Raw genomic sequence first — 1,792 nt, forward strand, 5'->3', positions numbered from 1 at the left:
TTCCTATGCCGGCATGCCGGCGCTCATCTCGCAATCCTACGCGGCGATCGACATCATGAGCGGCAGATTGGCGCGGCCCTCCCCGCCGCGCCGGGGACGAGGATTTCCACAATGTCGATCATGACCCATGACCCTGAGCGGCCTCTGGCTGCACGCGCGGTGCGCATCTCCGATGCCCGCAAGGCGCAACTCGAGCGCATCGCGTTCCAGACGCTTGGCCTGCTCTCGATGGGCAGTGTGCTCACCGCGCTGATCACGCTGAGAGCCGCAATCCATATCTGGCATTTGCCCGCTTGACCTGCGCGGCAGGTGGCACCATGACTGCAATCGCCCTTCCCCGCAGCGCGGGCGCGATGCCCGGTTGAGGCGCGCTGCCCTGCGGAAAACGCCGGGCCGATCTGGCGCAGTTTTACGGAACCGTGTAGATCGGTTTCATGAGCACCGGCACCGTCAACGTCGTCACCCATCCCCTGGTCCAGCACAAGCTCTCCTTGATGCGGGAGAAGGACCGCTCGACCAAGAGCTTTCGCGAAATCCTGAACGAGATCGGGATGCTGCTGGCCTACGAGGTGACGCGCGACCTGCCGCTGGAGCTAGTGGACATCGAGACGCCGATCGCGCCGATGCAGGCCCCCAAGATCGCCGGCAAGAAGCTCACGCTGGCGCCGATCCTGCGCGCCGGCGTCGGCTTCCTCGACGGCATGCTCGCCTTGATGCCTTCGGCGCGTATCGCCCATATCGGCCTCTACCGCGACCCCGAGACGTTGCAGGCCGTGGAATATTACTTCAAGGCGCCGCAGGACCTGTCGGACCGCACCGTGATTCTGATGGACCCGATGCTCGCGACCGGCAACTCCGCCTGCGCCGGCGCGTCCCTGCTCAAGGCGCGCGGCGCCCGCGATATCCGCTTCGTCTGCCTGCTGGCCGCCCCCGAGGGCATCGCCCAGTTCGAGAGCGAGCATTCCGACGTGCCGATCTGGACCGCCGCGATCGACGAGCGGCTCAACGACCACGGCTACATCGTGCCGGGCCTCGGCGATGCCGGCGACCGGATGTTCGGCACAAAGTAGACAGGTTGGCGCGATCGGGTTAGTCCGGTGGCATGAGCGCCAACGACGTGTCATTGCAATCGCTGATCCGGATCGAGCCCGCCGCCGATCCTGCCTTCATATGCGACGGCACAGCCGTCTCTCGCGCGGAGTTCTCCGCGAAGATCGAACAGACCGCCGCCTGGCTTGCCGCGCAAGACATCGGCAAGGGCGACGTCGTCGCGGTCTGGCTGGTCAACCGGGTCGAATGGCTGACGCTGCTGTTCGCCGCCGCACGGCTCGGCGCGGTCGTCGCCGCCGTCAATACGCGCTACCGCAGCGCGGAAGTCGCGCACCTGCTCAAGCTGTCAGGCGCGAAGCTCATGGTCGTCGAGGCGGCATTCCGCGCCATCGACTTTACCGCCATCCTTGCGGGCATCGCCAAGGACGAGGTGCCGGCGCTGCAACGGCTCGCGGTGGTCGGCGCGGATGCCATCCCGGCACACTGGCCCTGCTTGCGGTTCGATGCGTTCGACACGCCCTACCCGCCGGCTCCACCGCCCCAGGATGATGTCGATCTCCCCGTACTGCTATACACCACGTCGGGCACGACCAAGGGGCCGAAGCTCGTCGCGCATTCGCAAGCGACGCTGGCGACGCACGCCGTCTCCGTCGCACGCGCGCTCCAGCTCGATCCGCAACGCGATTCGCTGCTGGCGATGCTGCCGTTCTGCGGCACTTTCGGCATGACGAGCCTGCTCGGC

The 1,792-nt window shown here is 66.7% G+C and carries 3 protein-coding genes; all 3 read left to right on the forward strand.

Annotation, left to right across the window (positions count from 1 at the left end; all coding sequences use genetic code 11):
- Positions 1 to 111: 111 nt before the first annotated feature.
- Positions 112 to 297, forward strand: coding sequence for a hypothetical protein (locus tag JHD07_RS28935; protein WP_291628374.1), 186 nt, complete (start codon positions 112 to 114; stop codon positions 295 to 297).
- A 137-nt stretch (positions 298 to 434) separates the two neighbouring features.
- Positions 435 to 1,070, forward strand: coding sequence for a uracil phosphoribosyltransferase (gene upp / locus JHD07_RS28940; RefSeq protein ID WP_291628376.1), 636 nt, complete (start codon positions 435 to 437; stop codon positions 1,068 to 1,070).
- A gap of 32 nt (positions 1,071 to 1,102) precedes the next feature.
- Positions 1,103 to 1,792 (forward strand): AMP-binding protein (locus JHD07_RS28945; protein ID WP_291628377.1); only part of this gene is annotated, 690 nt, incomplete at its 3' end.

The sequence above is a fragment of the Bradyrhizobium sp. genome (assembly GCF_016462955.1).
Taxonomy (GTDB): domain Bacteria; phylum Pseudomonadota; class Alphaproteobacteria; order Rhizobiales; family Xanthobacteraceae; genus Bradyrhizobium.

What these genes read in the sequence shown, in the direction of transcription:
- JHD07_RS28935 (WP_291628374.1), top strand. Translation starts at nt 112, where the DNA reads ATGTCGATCATGACCCATGACCCTGAGCGGCCTCTGGCTGCACGCGCG.
- upp (WP_291628376.1), top strand. Translation starts at nt 435, where the DNA reads ATGAGCACCGGCACCGTCAACGTCGTCACCCATCCCCTGGTCCAGCAC.